We start from the raw sequence: 17,691 nt of genomic DNA, 5'->3' as shown, positions 1-17,691 counted from the left end.
GCAAGGCAGAAACAGGCGAAAAAGCGGAGTTTACGTGTTGTAGATGAGCATTTTGAGCCTGTTTCTAACGCAGCAATGGCAACGCAGTCAGTTTTTCACCAGCCTGTAGCGCGCAACGACTAGAGTGAGAGTGAATATATGAGCCTGAATCCTAGAGATGCAGTGATCGTCGACTTCGGTCGTACCCCGATGGGTCGTTCCAAGGGCGGCATGCACCGCAACACCCGCGCCGAGACCATGTCGGCGCACCTGATCAGCGGCGTGCTGGCACGCAACACCAAGCTGGACCCGGCAGAAGTCGAGGACGTGATCTGGGGCTGCGTCAACCAGACCCTGGAGCAGGGCTGGAACATCGCGCGCATGGCGTCGCTGATGACCCAGATCCCGCACACCAGCGCCGGCCAGACCGTCAGCCGTCTGTGCGGTTCGTCCATGAGCGCGCTGCACACCGCCGTGCAGGCGATCCAGACCGGCAACGGCGACGTGTTCGTCGTCGGCGGTGTGGAGCACATGGGCCACGTCGGCATGATGCACGGCGTCGACCCGAACCCGCACCTGTCGCTGTATGCCGCCAAGGCGTCCGGCATGATGGGTCTGACTGCAGAAATGCTCGGCAAGATGCATGGCATCAGCCGCGAGCAGCAGGACGCCTTCGGTGAGCGTTCGCACCGTCTGGCGCACAAGGCCACCGTCGAAGGCAAGTTCAAGGATGAAATCATCCCGATGCAGGGCTACGACGAGAACGGCTTCCTCAAGGTGTACGACTTCGACGAAACCATTCGTCCGGAAACCACCCTGGAGAGCCTGGCTGCGCTGAAGCCGGCGTTCAACCCGAAAGGCGGCACCGTGACCGCGGGTACTTCCTCGCAGATCACCGACGGCGCTTCCTGCATGATCGTCATGAGCGCCCAGCGTGCTCAGGATCTGGGCATCCAGCCGATGGCCGTGGTGCGCGCCATGGCCGTGGCCGGCGTCGATCCGGCGATCATGGGTTATGGCCCGGTGCCGTCCACCCAGAAGGCGCTCAAGCGCGCTGGCCTGAGCATGGCCGACATCGATTTCGTCGAACTCAATGAAGCCTTCGCCGCCCAGGCCCTGCCGGTGCTGAAGGACCTCAAGCTGCTCGACAAGATGGAAGAGAAGGTCAACCTGCACGGCGGCGCCATCGCCCTGGGTCACCCCTTCGGTTGTTCCGGTGCCCGTATCTCCGGTACCCTGCTCAACGTCATGAAGCAGAACGGCGGCACCTTCGGTGTCTCCACCATGTGCGTGGGCCTTGGCCAAGGCATCACCACCGTCTTCGAGCGCGTTTAAGCGTCAGCGGACACGAAACCGGGGCCCAGTGCCCCGGTTTTGCTTTTTACGGCTTTTTATTTCGGGAACCTCTCATGCAGTTGCAGCCAGGACTCTATCGCCACTACAAGGGCCCACAGTACCGCGTATTCGGTGTGGCGCGCCATTCCGAGAGCGAGGAAGAAGTGGTGGTCTACCAGGCCCTGTACGGCGAATTCGGCCTGTGGGTGCGGCCGTTGAGCATGTTCTGCGAAGAGGTCGAGGTGGACGGCAAGCGCGTTCCGCGCTTTGCTTTGATTCGGGCCGAAGTCAGCCCGATTGGCGCTGCGCCAGTCTGAGTGCGCAGCCCCTGCGCTTGACCTTCGCTCGGTCGCCACTATATATAGCGGGGCCTCAAGGCTCCCAGCCTTCTATATTTCGCAATTCAGGAATCTTCTGATCCATGGGCAAATCGCTGGTCATCGTGGAATCCCCGGCCAAGGCCAAGACCATCAACAAGTACCTGGGCAGCCAGTACGTGGTGAAGTCGAGCATCGGCCACATCCGTGACCTGCCTACCAGCGGCTCGGCAAGCGCCACCAAGGAGCCTGCCAAGCGCGGCAAGGCTGCCAGTGAGGCGCCTGCGCTGTCGCCCAAGGAAAAAGCCAAGCGCCAGCTGTTCGCGCGCATGGGCGTCGACCCCGAGCACGGTTGGAAGGCCAAGTACGAGATCCTGCCCGGCAAGGAAAAGGTGATCGAGGAACTGCGCCGCCTGGCCAAGGATGCTGACACCATCTATCTCGCAACCGACTTGGACCGCGAAGGGGAGGCCATCGCCTGGCACCTGCGCGAATCCATCGGCGGCGACGACGCTCGCTACAAGCGCGTGGTGTTCAACGAAATCACCAAGAAGGCGATTCAGGAAGCCTTCTCCAAGCCCGGCGAGCTGGACATCAACCGCGTCAACGCCCAGCAGGCGCGGCGTTTCCTCGACCGCGTGGTCGGCTACATGGTCTCGCCGCTGCTGTGGAGCAAGATCGCCCGCGGCCTGTCCGCCGGTCGCGTGCAGTCGGTGGCGGTGAAGCTGGTGGTAGCGCGCGAGAAAGAGATTCGCGCCTTCGTCCCGGAAGAATACTGGGAAGTGCACGCCGACCTCGGCACGGCGAAGAACGCCCAGGTGCGTTTCGAGGTGGTGCGCGAGAACGGCAATGCCTTCAAACCGGTCAACGAAGCGCAGGCCATGGCCGCGCTGGACAAGCTCAAGGCCTCCAGCTACAGCGTGGTCAAGCGCGAAGACCGGCCGACCAGCAGCAAGCCGTCGGCGCCCTTTATCACCTCCACCCTGCAGCAGGCGGCGAGCAACCGCCTGGGCTTCGGCGTGAAGAAGACCATGATGATGGCCCAGCGTCTCTACGAGGCCGGCTACATCACCTATATGCGTACCGACTCGACCAACCTGTCGGCCGACGCCGTGGAGATGGTGCGCGGCTTTATTGGCAGCGAGTACGGCGACAAGTACCTGCCGGGCAAGCCCAACCTCTATTCGAGCAAGGAAGGCGCTCAGGAGGCGCACGAAGCGATTCGTCCGTCCGACGTCAACCTGCGCCCGACCCAGCTGTCCGGTATGGAACGCGACGCCGAGCGCCTGTACGACCTGATCTGGCGCCAGTTCGTCGCCTGCCAGATGCCGCCGGCCGAATACCTGTCCACCAGCGTCACCGTGGCCGCCGGCGCCTTCGAGCTGCGTGCCAAGGGCCGCATCCTCAAGTTCGACGGTTACACCCGCGTGCTGCCGCAGCAGAGCAAGCCGGGCGAGGACGACGTCCTGCCGGAAATGAAGGAAGGCGAGGGCCTCAAGCTGATCCAGCTCGACCCCAGCCAGCACTTCACCAAGCCGCCGGCGCGCTATTCCGAAGCCAGCCTGGTCAAGGAGCTGGAAAAGCGCGGCATCGGCCGCCCGTCCACCTACGCGGCGATCATCTCCACCATCCAGGAGCGTGGCTACGTCACGGTGCATAACCGCCGCTTCTATGCCGAGAAGATGGGCGACATCGTCACCGAGCGCCTCGACGAGAGCTTCGCCAACCTGATGGACTACGGCTTCACCGCCGCCATGGAAGAGCATCTCGACGACGTGGCCCAGGGCGAGCGCGAGTGGAAGCATCTGCTCGACGAGTTCTACGGCGACTTCAAGAAGAAGCTCGAGGTGGCCGAGGCGGGCGAGGGCGGCATGCGCGCCAACCAGCCGACCACCACCGACATCCCCTGCCGCGAATGCGGCCGGCCGATGATGATTCGTACCGCCTCCACCGGCGTGTTCCTCGGCTGCTCCGGCTACAGCCTGCCGCCGAAGGAGCGTTGCAAGGCCACCATCAACCTGGTGCCGGGCGACGAGATCGCCGCGGACGACGAGGGCGAATCCGAATCCCTGGTGCTGCTCGGCAAGCACCGCTGCCCGATCTGCAGCACGGCGATGGACGCCTACCTGCTGGACGAGACGCGCAAGCTGCATATCTGCGGCAACAACCCCGATTGCGCCGGTTACGAGATCGAGCAGGGCCAGTACCGCATCAAGGGCTACGAAGGGCCGAGCCTGGAGTGCGACAAGTGCGGCAGCCAGATGCAGCTCAAGACCGGCCGTTTCGGCAAGTTCTTCGGCTGCACCAACGCCAGCTGCAAGAACACCCGCAAGCTGTTGAAGAACGGCGAGGCGGCGCCGCCGAAGATGGACCCGGTGAAGATGCCCGAGCTCAAGTGCGAGAAGGTGGACGACACCTACGTGCTGCGCGACGGCGCCTCCGGCCTGTTCCTCGCCGCCAGCGGCTTCCCCAAGAATCGCGAGACCCGCGCGCCGCTGGTGCTGGAGCTGATTCCGCACAAGAGCGAGATCGATCCCAAGTACCACTTCCTGCTGGCCGCTCCGGCCAAGGACCCGGATGGCCGTCCGGCGGTGATCCGCTACAGCCGCAAGACCAAGGAGCAGTACGTGCAGTCCGAGGTGGACGGCAAGCCCACCGGCTGGCGCGCCTTCTTCGACGGCGGCAAGTGGAAGGTCGAAGACAAGCGCTGAGCCTGTCCTGACGAGGTGCGCGCCGGTCGAGGCCGGCGCGCGTATCATGGCCCGATCCGCAGTGGAGATCGCCCCGATGGCCAAAGAGCTCTATACCCGCACCAACCAGAAGATCTTCTTCGCCGGCCTGGCCCTGGACGCCTGGCGTAAGGCGCAGGCGGAGAGTGCGTTCAACGCCCAGGCGCTGGTGCAGGCCGAGCGCGAGGCGGCCCTGTTCCACCTCTACGGCGGGTTGCTCGGACTGTGCCACGAGATTGCCGGCTATTACCGCATGGCTGATAGTGCCCAGCCGCGCGCCGAGCTCCTGCTCACTCGCGCGGTGCTCGACAGCGCGCCGAGCCCGGAACTGGCCGAGCTGGTGGAGTTGGCGCAACAGCCGGAAACCTGGCTGGCACAGCTGTTGGCGGCCTATGCCGAGCTGTTCCGGCCGCCGCAGGGCGAGAAGAAGGCCAAGGTCGATCCCGGCCTGCCGTTGATCACCGCACTCAGCGTCGAGGACGAGGCGGCCGAGCTGGCGCCGGAAACCCTCGAGGCCTGGCGTCAGCAGCTCAAGGAGCTGGTGCTGCGCTTTCGCGAATCGCTCAGCGAGTGCTGAGTCGCGCCGGCTCCGTCTGGGGCTTATCTGTCGTCATCTGGATCGGCGGGCTGGGGTCATGCCCGGTCGGCTGGTACAATGCCGGCCTTTCGTGGAGAACCTGAACCATGCCTACATCCTTTCTGGAAATCGTCGAACTGCCCGATGGGCGTATCGCCCTGCGTCGTGCGGAAGACGAGGAGGCCCTGGTGACCCTGGATTTCTCCGCCGATGCCAAGGCCTTCCTGCAGGGCCAGCACGTCGAGGTGGCCAAGGCCATGCTCAATGTCGGGGTGCAGATGGCCGGACGCCTGGCCGAAGGCGACTACAGCGCCGAGGACGAAGGGCCGCGGGTGCTGCACTGAATTTTCCGCGGCGCGGCAAGCAAAACGGGGCTCCAAGGGAGCCCCGTTTTCGTTGGTTGCAATCTGCACCAAGCCGTAGCCCGGATGTAATCCGGGGTCCAATGGCGGTATCTGGCCCCGGATTGCATCCGGGCTACGAGGTGGCTTGGCGCCGAGGCTGCGGAAACGGTGCCCTGCGATCTAGCCCAGGCTGATATTCAGGCTCTGCGCTGCGCCGATCTCGGCGGCTTGAGCCAGGCGGCGGCGCGTGCCGCGTTCGAGCGGGTGCAGCCAGCTCACCACGGTATGGCTGCGGCCCAGCCTGAGCGCCTCCTCGGCCAGCTCCACGGCGCTCTGGCCGCGGCGTGGTTGCAACAGCAGGATGCGTTCGCGGTTCAACCCGGCTTCGCGCAGCCAGGACTGGGTCAGGCTGGCCGGCGGCGCCACCAGGGTCAGCCAGCGGGCATCGAGATTCTCGCTCAGCTCGCGCAGGATCGGCGCCAGCAGGTGCAAGCAGTGACCGGCGGCGCCGCGCAGGACCAATTCGCTGAAGGCCCGCTCTTCTTCGGCGGGAGAGGGGATTTCAGCGTCCAACAGCGCGTCGGCGGACGCGCCGGCCAGAAAGACGTCGAACAGGGGAAGTTGCGGGCGCTCGAATGACTGCTGCACTTGCATGGAGCCTCCTCTAGCGGCGGATCACGCCGACGCTCAAACCTTCGATGACCAGATCCTGGTGTTCCAGATCCACTTCGATCGGCGCGAACTCAGGGTTCTCGGCGATCAGCCAGACCTTGTTGCCTTCGCGCTTGAAGCGCTTGACCGTGACTTCGTCGTCCAGCCGCGCCACCACGATCTGGCCGTTGCGCGCCTCGCGGGTGGTGTGCACCGCCAGCAGGTCGCCGTCGAAGATGCCGATGTCCTTCATGCTCATGCCGCGCACGCGCAGCAGGTAGTCGGCCTTGGGTTGGAAGAAGGCCGGGTTGATCTGGCAGGATTCCTCGACATGCTGCTGGGCGAGAATCGGCGCACCGGCGGCGACCCGGCCGATGACCGGCAGGCCTTCGTCCTCGTTGCTCGGCTCGAAGCCGGGGATGCGGATGCCGCGCGAGGCACCCGGGGTCATTTCGATGGCGCCCTTGCGAGCCAGGGCCTTGAGGTGTTCCTCGGCGGCGTTGGGCGATTTGAAACCGAGTTCCTGGGCGATTTCCGCGCGGGTGGGCGGGTAGCCGTTGTCTTCCAGGCAGCGTTTGATGAAGGCGAGAATCTCGGCTTGGCGTGGCGTCAGTTTCAGCATGGCGGCGCTCTGTCTTTTTATACAGTGACTGGGATTATATACAGTAAGGCCGGCTTGGCAACGCACAATTTCGCCTACCCGCCGGCCGCCCTGTAACCTGCGACGAGCAACCTGCGTCTGTGCTTGTTGTAAGCTGTGACCGGCTGGCCAAAAGACGGCTCGTGCGGCTTGACAATGCAGTGGGCTGAAACGTATGTTTCAAACAAGTGTTTGTCAGGTGATAGCTCATGGCCCAGTCGGAAACCGTTGAACGCATTCTCGATGCTGCGGAACAGCTGTTCGCGGAAAAAGGCTTCGCCGAAACCTCGTTGCGTCTGATCACCAGCAAGGCCGGGGTCAACCTGGCGGCGGTGAACTATCACTTCGGCTCCAAGAAGGCGCTGATCCAGGCGGTCTTCTCGCGTTTCCTCGGGCCCTTCTGCGCCAGCCTGGAGAAGGAGCTGGATCGTCGCCAGGCCAAGGCCGATACCCCGGCCAGCCTCGAAGAGCTGCTCGAACTGCTGGTCGAGCAGGCCCTGGCGGTCAAGCCGCGCAGCGGCAACGACCTGTCGATCTTCATGCGTCTGCTCGGCCTGGCCTTCAGCCAGAGCCAAGGCCACCTGCGCAAGTACCTGGAAGAGGTGTACGGCAAGGTGTTCCGCCGTTACATGCTGCTGGTGCACGAGGCGGCGCCGCGTATCCCGCCGCTGGAGCTGTTCTGGCGCGTGCATTTCATGCTCGGCGCCGCTGCCTTCAGCATGTCCGGGATCAAGGCGCTGCGGGCCATGGCCGAGACCGATTTCGGCGTCAACACCTCGATCGAGCAGGTGATGCGCATGATGGTGCCGTTCCTCGCCGCCGGCATGCGTTCCGAGACCGGGGTCAACGACCCGGCGCTGGCTGCCGCGCAGCTCAAGCCGCGCAGCAAGAGCGCGCCGGTAAAGGTTTGACGTCTGCGGGTGGGCGCGGCCTTGGCCTTCGGCTAAGCTAGCCGCCCATGTTCGATCTCGACCTGCTGTATATCTCTATCGCCGATCAGGCCCTGTACGCTTTCCGTGCGGGACAGCTGGTGCTGCGCCTGCCGGTTTCCACCGCGCTGAACGGGGCGGGGGAGCGCAACGGCTCCGGCTGCACGCCGCGCGGCCTGCACCAGGTGCGGGCGAAGATCGGCGCCGGCCTGCCGCTGGGCGCGGTGTTGCGCGGCCGGCGCTGGACCGGCGAGGTCTGGTCGCCGACGCTGCACGAGCAGTTTCCCGGGCGCGACTGGATTCTCACTCGCATCCTCTGGCTCAGCGGCCTGGAGCCGGGACGCAATCGTTCTGGCCAGGTGGACAGTTTTCGCCGCTATATTTACCTGCATGGCACGCCCGACAGCGAACCCATGGGCGTGCCGCTCTCGCATGGCTGCGTGCGCCTGCGCAACGCCGACATGCTGGCCCTGTTCGATCGGGTGGCACCGCACTGCCCGGTCAGGATCGACGAGGCGCCCTGCCCGCAGTGGGCCGGGGCGGATCTTCGCTAAGGATTTTATGTGACGACACCCATGCAAGGCTCTCTGATGCTGGACATCGCCGGCACCTGGCTGACCGCCGAGGATCGCCAGCTGCTGCGCCAGCCCGAGGTGGGCGGGCTGATCATCTTTGCCCGCAATATCGAATCGCCGCGCCAGGTGCGCGAGCTGTGCCAGAGCATCCGCGCCCTGCGTCCGGATCTGCTGCTGGCGGTGGATCAGGAAGGCGGTCGGGTGCAGCGCCTGCGCCAGGGTTTTCTGCGTCTGCCGGCGATGCGCGCCATCGCCGACAACGACAACGCCGAGATTCTGGCCGAGCACTGCGGCTGGTTGATGGCCACCGAGGTGTTGGCGGTGGGCCTGGACCTGAGTTTCGCCCCAGTGCTGGACCTCGATCACCAACGTAGCGCGGTGGTCGGCAGTCGCGCCTTCGAGGGCGATCCGCAGCGCGCCGCGCGCCTGGCCGGCGCCTTTATCCGCGGCATGCGCGAGGCCGGTATGGCCGCCACCGGCAAGCATTTTCCCGGGCACGGCTGGGCCGAGGCCGATTCCCATGTGGCGATTCCGCTGGACGAGCGCAGCCTCGATGAAATTCGTGCCTGCGACCTGCAGCCGTTCAAACTGTTGGCCGGCGAGCTGGATGCGGTGATGCCGGCGCACGTCATCTACCCGCAGGTCGACGCGCAGCCGGCCGGCTTCTCGCGGCGCTGGCTGCAGGACATCCTGCGCGGCGAGCTGGGCTTCGACGGGGTGATCTTCAGCGACGACCTGTCCATGGCCGGTGCCCATGTGGTCGGCGATGCCGGCCAGCGCATCGAGGCGGCGCTCGGCGCCGGTTGCGATATGGGCCTGGTGTGCAACGACCGCGCCGCCGCCGAGATGGCGCTGACGACCCTGCAACGCCGGCAGGTGACGCCGCCGGCGCGCCTGGCGCGGATGCGCGGGCGTGTACACGCCAGTACCGAATACCGCCAGGCGCCACGCTGGCTGACTGCTGTGGCGGCCCTGCGAGCCGCCCAGTTGCTTGACTGAGGATCTGCCTATGACTGTCTACGCGATTATCGGCGGCACCGGCCTGACCCAGCTCGAAGGCCTGACCATCCGCGAAGCATTGCCGCTGGATACGCCCTACGGCGCGCCGTCGGCCGATGTGCTGCGCGGCGACTACGCCGGGCGCGAGGTGCTGTTTCTCGCTCGGCATGGCCAGCCGCACCGTATTCCGCCGCATCAGGTCAACTACCGCGCCAACCTGTGGGCGCTGAAGCAGGCCGGGGCCAAGGCGATCCTCGCGGTCAATGCGGTCGGCGGCATCCATGCGGCCATGGCCACCGGGCATTTCTGCGTGCCACACCAGCTCATCGATTACACCGCGGGGCGCGCCCACACCTTCTATGAGGGCGAGCTTGAGCACGTCACCCACGTCGATTTCACTCAGCCTTACGATGTTCAGCTGCGTGAGCGGCTGGTGGCGGCGCTGCGCGCCGAGCGCGCCGCGTTCAGCGATCACGGGGTCTATGGCTGCACCCAGGGCCCGCGCCTGGAGACGGCCGCGGAAATCGCCCGCATGGAGCGCGACGGTTGCGACCTGGTGGGTATGACCGGCATGCCCGAGGCGGTGCTGGCGCGCGAGCTGGCGCTGCCTTACGCCTGCCTGGCGCTGGTGGTCAACCCGGCGGCGGGCAAGTCCAGCGCGCTGATCACCATGGCCGAGATCGAGCGGGTGCTGGAGCAGGGCATGGGCACGGTCAAGTCGGTGCTGGCGCGGGTGTTGGCGGGCTGAGCCCGATTCCCCGGATAACGAAAAGGGCCGCTTAGCGGCCCTTTTTGCATGAGGTTCCCCTCAGAGCGGGCTGATGCGGATCAGTGCCCCAAGGCTGCCGTGATCCAGGTAGGTCAGGCTGTTGTCCTTCAGGCGCTGGGCGATCTTCAGGTGCTCGCTGGCATCGAGCAGGCCGTCGGCGCTGAACTGGTTGATCCACAGTTCCAGCTCCAGGTCGGCGAAGCGTTCCTGGGTGAAGCTCAGCGTGCCTTCGACCGGGTGGTGGCCGAACTGCGCCTCGCCGCTGCTCACCGCGACGCGGCTCGGGCTGCTGCCGATGCTCTGGCTCCAGGCCTTGTGCAGCAGCAACTGGTAGCCGTTGCCGGGGTTGAGCTTGGCCGCCTCGTTGTCCAGCGCCGTGGGGCGTTCGTTGCCGGCGATCGGCAGGGCGCTGCCGGCCCAGTCGTCGGGGGCGATCTTGGGCGCGACGACGGGGTCGCCGGCCTGGCGGAACACCAGCAGTTCGACCTGATAGAGGCGTTCGGCGAAGGCGCTCGGGGCCAGCAGGCAGAGCAACAGGGGGATCAGGTGCAAGAGGCGCATGGGCGGTTTGTCCTTCAGGTGGATGAGGCTTGCGGGGCCAAGCGTTCGAGCAGGGCCTCCAGGGTGTTGAAGCGCTCTTCGGCGCGCTCCATCGGCACCTGGATCTTGAACTGCGTGGCGCCTTCGAATTTGTAGCGTTTGGGCTGCGCCTGGATCAGCTTGATCAGGGTCAGCGGGTCGACGCAGGTCTCGGCGGCGAACTCGATGCGCCCGCCCTGCGGCCCGGCGTCGATCTTGACGATGCCCAGCTGGTCGGCCTGCAGCTTGAGCAGGGTCAGGCGCATCAGGTGCTTGGTCGGCTCCGGCAGCAGGCCGAAGCGGTCGATCATCTCCACCTGCAGCTCCTTCAGGCCGTCTTCGTCGGTGGCGTTGGCGATGCGCTTGTAGAGGATCAGGCGGCTGTGCACGTCGGGCAGGTAGTCCTCGGGGATCAGCGCCGGTACGCGCAGGTTGATCTCCGGGCCGCCGCCCAGCGGCTGGTCGAGGTTGGGCTGCTCGCCTTTCTGGATGGCCTTGACCGCGCGTTCGAGCATTTCCATATAGAGGGTGAAGCCGACCGCCTGGATCTGCCCGCTCTGGCCGTCGCCGAGCAGCTCGCCGGCGCCGCGGATCTCCAGGTCGTGGGTGGCCAGGACGAAGCCGGCACCGAGGTCCTGGGCATTGCTGATGGCCTCCAGGCGCTTCTGCGCGTCGTCGGTCATCTGCTTGCGTGGCGGGGTGAGCAGGTAGGCATAGGCTTGGTGGTGGCTGCGGCCGACGCGGCCACGCAACTGGTGCAGCTGGGCCAGGCCGAACTTGTCGGCGCGGTCGATGATGATGGTGTTGGCGCTGGGCACGTCGATACCGGTCTCGATGATGGTCGAGGCCACCAGCACGTTGAAGCGCTTGTGGTAGAAGTCGCTCATCACCTGTTCCAGCTCGCGCTCGCGCATCTGCCCGTGGCCGATACCGATGCGCGCTTCCGGCACCAGCTCGGCGAGGTCGGTGGCGCACTTGTCGATGCTCTTCACGTCGTTGTGCAGGTAGTACACCTGGCCGCCGCGCAGCAGTTCGCGCAGCAGGGCTTCCTTGATGGTCGGCTGGTTGCTTTCCATGACGAAGGTGCGCACCGACAGACGCCGCGCCGGCGGGGTAGCGATGATCGACAGGTCGCGCATGCCGGCCACCGCCATGTTCAGGGTGCGCGGAATCGGCGTGGCGGTGAGGGTGAGGATATCCACCTCGCTGCGCAGGGCCTTGAGCTGTTCCTTCTGGCGCACGCCGAAGCGGTGTTCCTCGTCGATGATCACCAGGCCCAGGTTGTGGAACTTGACGTCGTCCTGCAGCAGCTTGTGGGTGCCGATAACGATATCCACCTTGCCTTCGGCCAGTTGTTGCACCGCGCCTTCGACTTCCTTGGCGCTCTTGAAGCGGCTCATCACCTCGACCTTTACCGGCCAGTCGGCGAAACGATCGCGGAAGCTGTTGTAGTGCTGCTGGGCGAGCAGGGTGGTGGGCACCAGCACGGCGACCTGCTTGCCGCTGTGCACGGCGATAAAGGCGGCGCGCATGGCCACCTCGGTCTTGCCGAAGCCGACGTCACCGCAGACCAGGCGATCCATCGGCTTGCCAGCCAGCATGTCGGCGCGCACGGCATCAATGGCGGCCTGCTGGTCCGGGGTTTCCTCGAAGGGGAAACCGGCGCTGAAGCTGGCGTAGTCCAGTGCCGGGTCCTGGAAGGCGAAGCCTTCGCGGGCGGCGCGGCGGGCGTAGATGTCGAGCAGTTCGGCGGCGACGTCGCGCACCTGCTCGGCGGCCTTGCGCTTGGCCTTCTGCCACACCTCCGAACCGAGGCGGTGCAGCGGTGCCAGGGCGTCGTCGCTGCCGGTGTAGCGGGCGATCAGGTGCAGGCTGGCCACCGGCACGTAGAGCTTGGCTTCCTCGGCGTACATCAGGGCAAGGAACTCGGCGGCCTGGCCGTCGAACTCCATGGTCACCAGGCCCAGGTAGCGGCCGACGCCGTGGTCGATATGCACCACCGGCGCGCCTTCGCGCAGCTCGGTGAGGTTCTTGATCACGTTGTCGCCGCCGTCGCGACCCTTCTCGCGGCGGCGGCGCTGCATCACCCGCTGGCCGAACAGCGGGCTCTCGGCGATCAACGCCAGGTCGTCGAGCAGCAGGCCCTCGTCCAGCGGGGCGATGCAGATGCCCAAACGCTCGTGGCTGGCGACGAAGGCCGGCCAGCCCTCGACTTCCTTCGGCTTGAGCTTGAGCCGGGCGAGCAGTTCCAGCAGCACCTCGCGGCGCCCGGCCGATTCGGCGCAGAACAGCACGCGCCCCTGATATTCCTCGATGAAACGGCGCAGCGCCGCCAGCGGTTCGCCGGCCTTGGCCTGGATCGCCAGGTCGGGCAGGGCGCGCGCGTCGAAGCGAGTCTGGCCGACGCCGGGCTCGATATCCTCGGGGTTGGCGACGATGCGCGGCCAGCTCTTCAGGCGGGCGAAGCAGTCCTCCACCGGCAGGAAGATGTCGGCCGGCGGCAGCAGCGGGCGCTCCGGATCGACGCGGCGATCCTCATAGCGGTTGCGCGCGTCGGTCCAGAAGTGCTCGGCGGCCTTCTCGATGCCGGGCAGGGAGAACACCTGGGTGTCGCCCGGCAGGTAGTCGAACAAGGTGTCGGTCTCTTCGAAGAACAGCGGCAGGTAGTACTCGATGCCGGCCGGGGTGATGCCGGACGACAGGTCCTGGTAGATCGGGCAGCGGCGGAAATCCACGTCGAAGCGCTCGCGAAAGCGGCCGCGAAAGTCGCTGACGGCCTTCTTCTCCAGCGGAAACTCGCGCGCCGGCAGCAGGCGGATCGACTCGACCTTGTCCACCGAGCGCTGGGTCTCGGGGTCGAAGGTGCGCAGGGTCTCGATCTCGTCGTCGAACAGGTCGATGCGGTAGGGCGTGTCGCTGCCCATGGGGAACAGGTCGATCAGCGCGCCGCGCACGGCGAACTCGCCGTGCTCGTAGACGGTGTCGACGCAGCGGTAGCCGGCCGCCTCCAGGCGCGTGCGCATCTGCTCCACGTCGAGCTTCTGGCCGACGTCCAGCACCAGGCTGCTGCCGAGCAGAAAGCGCTTCGGCGCCAGACGGTGTAGGGCGGTGGTGATCGGCACTACCAGAATGCCGCGGGTCAGCTGCGGCAGGCGATAGAGCGCGGCGATGCGCTGCGAGATGATGTCCTGGTGCGGCGAGAAGACGTCGTAGGGCAGGGTTTCCCAGTCGGGGAAATGCAGCACCGGAAGATCGGGGGCGAAGAAGGCCAGTTCTTCCTGCAGGCGCTCGGCGCTCTGGCTGCCTTCGGTGAGCACCAGGGTGAAGCGCCCGGCGGCACTGGCGGCCTCGGCGATGGCCAGCGGCAGGGCGGCGCCGGGCAGATTGCCCCATTGCTGTTTGCCGGCGCTGGCGGGCAGGGACGGAAGACGCAGTACGGACGCGGTCGTTGCGGACACGGGCGGCTCACGGTCGTGACAAAAAGGCCGGGAATTGTAGCGGGGCTTGGCGGTCAATGTCAGTCGCGACAGGCGCGCATTGCTCATGCCCGCGCGCGCCGTCATAATGTAGCCCCTTTTTTCAGCCCCTACATGTGGAAGGTACTGCCCGTGACTCAGAAGCCCGACCAGTGTCTCGGTGAATGGATCGATCGTGAAGCCCTCGCGGAAGCGATGATTCCGCTGATTGGTCAGCTCTACCGCAACAACAATGTGGTGACCTCGATCTATGGCCGCGGTCTGATCAACCGCTCGGTGATCGATATCCTCAAGGCCCACCGTTTCGCCCGCCACCGCCTGGCCGACGAAGCCGAGCTGTCGGTGCACGACACCTTCCCCATGCTCAAGGCCATGAGCGAGCTCAAGCTGGGCGCCGCCTCGGTGGACCTGGGCAAGCTGGTCGCCAAGTACAAGGCCGAGGGCGCCGGGCGCGGCGTCGAGCAGTTCGTCAAGGACGAGCTGGCCGACGTGGTCGGCAAGCAGAACGGCGCCGGTCGCGAAGGCACCGACGTGGTGCTGTACGGCTTCGGCCGCATCGGCCGCCTGCTGGCACGTATCCTGATCGAGAAGACCGGTGGCGGCGACGGCCTGCGCCTGCGCGCCATCGTCGTGCGCAAGGGCGCCGACAACGACCTGGTCAAGCGCGCCAGCCTGCTGCGCCGCGACTCGGTACACGGCAAGTTCGATGGCACCATCACCATCGACGAGGAGCACAACACCCTCACCGCCAACGGCAACCTGATCCAGGTGATTTACGCCAAGTCGCCGGCCGAGGTGGATTACACCCAGTACGGCATCAACAACGCCCTGCTGGTCGACAACACCGGCGTATGGCGCGACGCCGACGGCCTCGGCCAGCACCTCAAGTGCCCGGGCGTTGACCGCGTGGTGCTGACCGCGCCGGGCAAGGGCGCGCTGAAGAACATCGTGCACGGCATCAATCATGCCGAGATCAGCCCGGACGACAAGATCATCTCCGCGGCCTCCTGCACCACCAACGCCATCGTGCCGGTGCTCAAGGCGGTCAACGACAAGTTCGGCATCGTCAACGGCCACGTCGAAACGGTTCACTCGTACACCAACGACCAGAACCTGATCGACAACTTCCACAAGGGCAGCCGCCGTGGCCGTAGCGCCGCGCTGAACATGGTGATCACCGAGACCGGTGCCGCCACCGCCGCCGCCAAGGCGCTGCCGGTGCTCAAGGGCAAGCTGACCGGTAACGCCATTCGCGTGCCGACGCCGAACGTGTCGATGGCCATCCTCAACCTGAACCTGGAGAAGGCCACCACGCGCGAGGAAATCAACGAGTACCTGCGCCAGATGGCCATGCACTCGGACCTGCAGAAGCAGATCGACTTCGTCAGCTCGCAGGAAGTGGTGTCCACCGACTTCGTCGGCTCGCGCCATGCCGGTGTGGTCGATGCCGAAGCCACTATCTGCAACGACAACCGCGTCGTGCTCTATGTCTGGTACGACAACGAGTTCGGCTACAGCTGCCAGGTGGTGCGCGTGATGGAAGACATGGCTGGGGTCAATCCGCCGGCCTTCCCGCGCTAAGCGCCGGGTTAACGGAAAACGGGAGCTTCGGCTCCCGTTTTTTATTGGCCGGCCAACAGCTGGTCGCGCAGTTTGTCGGACAGGCCGTCGGGCGCCAGCCAGATGCCCAGGTAGGCGTCGGCTAGCTCGGGGTTGGCGCTGCGAAAGGCGGTTTCGCCATTGCGCAGCAGGCGCAGGCCGCGCTCGCGGTCGTAGTCGAGGGCGTAGCGGTCGCCGGGGCGAATGTCCTCGAAGGTCGCGTGCAGGGCGTCCAGTTCGTCGCGCAGGGCAGTCAGGCGTTGGGCGTCGAGCTGGCGTTCGAGGGTCAGCCAGGCGGCCTTGATCACATCGCTGCGCGCGATGTTGCGAAAGTAGTAGAGCTCCAGGCGTTTGGCGTGCGGGCCGTTCAGCGCCTCGCGCGGGCTGATGCCGTTGGGGGTGTAGAGCGCGGCGGCGTAGACGTCGGCCCACAGGTAGGTGAGCACCGCCTGGTTCTTGCGTTCGAGCTGCGCCACCTGCGGGGCGAAGGCCGCTTCGCGCAGGCGCAGGTCGCTGTTGGCCAGCAGCAGCGGGCTGGCGAGGCTCAGGAGGAGGGCGAGCAGAGCGCGCGGCATGGCGGCGATCCCCAGGCTGAAAAGGCTCTATTTAATCGCGCCTAAGGCTGATCCGGGTCAAGTCGCGATCTGTTGCGCGCTGTTACCGAAAAGTCAAAAAAAGCAAGCGCTTGGGTGGCCAGTCCCGGGGGGCGTCTTTATAATCAAGCGGATTTTTTACCCAGGTTCGGCATCATCATCCACGCCAATAATGCATCGGCGTGGTTGGGTCTATTAGACCTTCGGCTGCTGCCCCTGTCCTATAAAAAGCTTTCTAAATCAGTGGTTAGGCAAACCTATGATCAAACTAAAGCATGGGCTCGATTTGCCCATAACGGGTGCGCCGGCACAGCGTATAGAGGCCGCCAGGCCCGTACGCAGTGTCGCCGTCATCGGCTTCGACTATCACGGGATGAAGCCGACGATGGAAGTGCAGGTCGGTGACCGGGTCAAACTCGGTCAGTTGCTCTTCACCGACAAGAAGACCCCGGGCGTGCGTTACACCGCGCCGGCTGCCGGCGTGGTCAGCGCCATTCATCGCGGCGAGAAGCGCGTGCTGCAGTCGCTGGTGATCGATATCGACGGCGACGAGCAGGAAAGCTTCGCCCAGTACCCGGCCGCTCAACTCGATGCGCTGAGCGACGCCCAGGTACGCGAGAACCTGCAGCAGTCCGGTCTGTGGACCGCGCTGCGTACGCGGCCGTTCAGCAAGGTGCCGGCCATCGACGCCGTGCCCAGTTCGATCTTCGTCACCGCCGTCGACACCCATCCGCTGGCCGCCGATCCGGCCGTGGTGATCGCCGAACATGCCGCCGATTTCGAAAATGGCCTGAAGGTTCTCGGCAATATGGCCAAGGTCTTCCTGTGCAAGGCCGATGGCGCCAACCTACCTGGCGAGAAGCTGGCCAAGGTGCAGAGCGAGGCCTTCGCCGGCCCGCATCCGGCCGGCCTGCCGGGCACTCATATCCATTTCCTCGATCCGGTCGGCGCCAGCAAGAGCGTGTGGCAGATCGGCTATCAGGACGTGATCGCCGTGGGCAAGCTGTTCACCAGCGGTCAGCTGTTCGTCGAGCGCGTGGTCGCCCTCGGCGGCCCGGTCGCCGAGCAGCCGCGTCTGCTGCGTACCCGCCTGGGCGCCAACCTGGAAGAACTGACCGCCGGTGAACTCAAGCCCGGCTTCAATCGGGTGATTTCCGGCTCGGTGTTCGGCGGGCGTACCGCCCAGGGCGCCTTCGCCTTCCTCGGTCGTTACCACAACCAGGTGTCCTGCCTGGGCGAGGGCAACGATCGCGAGATGATGCATTACCTGCGTGCCGGGGTGAACAAGCACTCGGTGATGAATATCTTCGTCTCCAAGCTGGCCGGCTCCAAGCTGTTCAACTTCACCACCACCACCAACGGCAGCCCGCGCGCCATGGTGCCGGTTGGCAACTACGAAGCGGTGATGCCACTGGACATCCTGCCGACCCAACTGCTGCGCTACCTGATCGTCGGCGACACCGAGATGGCCCAGAAGCTGGGTTGCCTGGAACTCGACGAAGAAGACCTGGCGCTGTGCACTTACGTCTGTGCCGGCAAGTACGAATACGGCCCGATCCTGCGGGATAACCTCAGCCGCATCGAGAAGGAGGGTTAAGCC

At 65.6% G+C, this 17,691-nt stretch carries 16 protein-coding genes; 11 read left to right on the top strand and 5 right to left on the bottom strand.

Translation table 11 applies throughout. From position 1 onward, the window contains the following. The first annotated feature begins 138 nt into the window (after positions 1-138). From fadA to ACIGKL_RS03185, 5 genes are all read left to right on the top strand, one after another. Positions 139-1,314, top strand: a complete 1,176-nt coding sequence (gene fadA / locus ACIGKL_RS03205; RefSeq protein ID WP_397485263.1) for an acetyl-CoA C-acyltransferase FadA — start codon at positions 139-141, stop codon at positions 1,312-1,314. A 74-nt stretch (positions 1,315-1,388) separates the two neighbouring features. After that, entirely contained in the window at positions 1,389-1,631 is a 243-nt protein-coding gene (locus ACIGKL_RS03200; protein ID WP_397485262.1) for a DUF1653 domain-containing protein, read from the top strand. A gap of 104 nt (positions 1,632-1,735) precedes the next feature. Then, positions 1,736-4,342 (top strand): type I DNA topoisomerase, encoded by a 2,607-nt coding sequence (gene topA, locus ACIGKL_RS03195; RefSeq protein ID WP_397485261.1) that lies wholly within the window; start codon positions 1,736-1,738, stop codon positions 4,340-4,342. A gap of 76 nt (positions 4,343-4,418) precedes the next feature. Further along, the gene (locus tag ACIGKL_RS03190; protein WP_397486240.1) at positions 4,419-4,937 is read left to right on the top strand and encodes a DUF6586 family protein; all 519 of its coding nucleotides are present in this window, start codon (positions 4,419-4,421) and stop codon (positions 4,935-4,937) included. A 107-nt stretch (positions 4,938-5,044) separates the two neighbouring features. Continuing rightward, positions 5,045-5,281 (top strand): hypothetical protein, encoded by a 237-nt coding sequence (locus ACIGKL_RS03185; protein ID WP_021444491.1) that lies wholly within the window; start codon positions 5,045-5,047, stop codon positions 5,279-5,281. A gap of 180 nt (positions 5,282-5,461) precedes the next feature. Here the strand turns inward: ACIGKL_RS03185 and sulA are convergent, their stop codons facing one another. Next, positions 5,462-5,935, bottom strand: coding sequence for an SOS-induced cell division inhibitor SulA (gene sulA / locus ACIGKL_RS03180; RefSeq protein ID WP_397485260.1), 474 nt, complete (start codon positions 5,933-5,935; stop codon positions 5,462-5,464). 10 nt (positions 5,936-5,945) lie between these two features. Then, positions 5,946-6,554 (bottom strand): transcriptional repressor LexA, encoded by a 609-nt coding sequence (gene lexA / locus ACIGKL_RS03175; protein ID WP_122107259.1) that lies wholly within the window; start codon positions 6,552-6,554, stop codon positions 5,946-5,948. Between the two features lie 227 nt (positions 6,555-6,781). Here lexA and ACIGKL_RS03170 point away from each other — a divergent pair, with 227 nt between their 5' ends. Genes ACIGKL_RS03170 through ACIGKL_RS03155 form a run of 4 tightly spaced genes read left to right on the top strand, consistent with a single transcriptional unit; the run spans position 6,782 to position 9,823 of the window. Further along, positions 6,782-7,483, top strand: a complete 702-nt coding sequence (locus tag ACIGKL_RS03170; protein WP_397485259.1) for a TetR family transcriptional regulator — start codon at positions 6,782-6,784, stop codon at positions 7,481-7,483. A 47-nt stretch (positions 7,484-7,530) separates the two neighbouring features. Then, positions 7,531-8,055 carry a L,D-transpeptidase family protein gene (locus ACIGKL_RS03165; RefSeq protein WP_397485258.1) on the top strand — a complete coding sequence of 175 codons (525 nt, stop codon included), beginning with the start codon at positions 7,531-7,533 and terminating at the stop codon, positions 8,053-8,055. 21 nt (positions 8,056-8,076) lie between these two features. After that, on the top strand, positions 8,077-9,075 hold the full coding sequence (nagZ, locus tag ACIGKL_RS03160) for a beta-N-acetylhexosaminidase (RefSeq protein ID WP_397485257.1): 999 nt from the start codon (positions 8,077-8,079) through the stop codon (positions 9,073-9,075). Positions 9,076-9,085: 10 nt separating this feature from the next. After that, on the top strand, positions 9,086-9,823 hold the full coding sequence (locus tag ACIGKL_RS03155; RefSeq protein WP_397485256.1) for an S-methyl-5'-thioinosine phosphorylase: 738 nt from the start codon (positions 9,086-9,088) through the stop codon (positions 9,821-9,823). 60 nt (positions 9,824-9,883) lie between these two features. Here ACIGKL_RS03155 and ACIGKL_RS03150 read toward each other — a convergent pair whose 3' ends face one another. Beyond that, positions 9,884-10,405 carry a CsiV family protein gene (locus ACIGKL_RS03150; protein ID WP_021444012.1) on the bottom strand — a complete coding sequence of 174 codons (522 nt, stop codon included), beginning with the start codon at positions 10,403-10,405 and terminating at the stop codon, positions 9,884-9,886. A gap of 14 nt (positions 10,406-10,419) precedes the next feature. After that, positions 10,420-13,881, bottom strand: a complete 3,462-nt coding sequence (mfd, locus tag ACIGKL_RS03145) for a transcription-repair coupling factor (RefSeq protein ID WP_397485255.1) — start codon at positions 13,879-13,881, stop codon at positions 10,420-10,422. Between the two features lie 132 nt (positions 13,882-14,013). Here mfd and ACIGKL_RS03140 point away from each other — a divergent pair, with 132 nt between their 5' ends. Further along, positions 14,014-15,480 carry a glyceraldehyde-3-phosphate dehydrogenase gene (locus tag ACIGKL_RS03140; RefSeq protein ID WP_397485254.1) on the top strand — a complete coding sequence of 489 codons (1,467 nt, stop codon included), beginning with the start codon at positions 14,014-14,016 and terminating at the stop codon, positions 15,478-15,480. Positions 15,481-15,521: 41 nt separating this feature from the next. Here the strand turns inward: ACIGKL_RS03140 and ACIGKL_RS03135 are convergent, their stop codons facing one another. After that, on the bottom strand, positions 15,522-16,073 hold the full coding sequence (locus ACIGKL_RS03135; RefSeq protein ID WP_397485253.1) for a chalcone isomerase family protein: 552 nt from the start codon (positions 16,071-16,073) through the stop codon (positions 15,522-15,524). A gap of 277 nt (positions 16,074-16,350) precedes the next feature. Here ACIGKL_RS03135 and ACIGKL_RS03130 point away from each other — a divergent pair, with 277 nt between their 5' ends. Further along, positions 16,351-17,688, top strand: coding sequence for a Na(+)-translocating NADH-quinone reductase subunit A (locus tag ACIGKL_RS03130; protein WP_397485252.1), 1,338 nt, complete (start codon positions 16,351-16,353; stop codon positions 17,686-17,688). Positions 17,689-17,691 lie beyond the last annotated feature (3 nt).

Source organism: Pseudomonas sp. NPDC077186 (assembly GCF_044543505.1).
Lineage (GTDB): Bacteria > Pseudomonadota > Gammaproteobacteria > Pseudomonadales > Pseudomonadaceae > Aquipseudomonas.
This window is presented reverse-complemented; position numbering and strand designations above follow the sequence as displayed.